Below are 270 nucleotides of genomic sequence, written 5' to 3' on the forward strand. Positions count from 1 at the left end.
TATAGCGGCCTTGGCTATTCCGGCACTTCAGAAGGCGATCAGGTCAGCCGAAAACAATACGACATTTGCAACGCTAAGAACTATCTCATCAACTCAGATTGCGTTTTATTCCCAGAAAAATCGCTTTGGCAGACTTCCGGAAATTCAGGCAATGATCGGCAACGGTATCGGAGTTACAACAGGCGACACGGTCGTCAGAGGGCGATACGTTTTTGAGATGACGCCGACCAATCCGACAGATGCGGAATTGGCAAATGAATATATCATTAC

At 47.0% G+C, this 270-nt stretch carries 1 protein-coding gene; it reads left to right on the top strand.

The features are described from left to right. Nucleotides 1-270, top strand: a 270-nt coding sequence (locus tag AC6UDF_RS07225; protein ID WP_500724198.1) for a hypothetical protein, incomplete at both ends; no start/stop codon positions are given.

The organism is Fructilactobacillus sp. X2R6C1, from assembly GCF_059901295.1.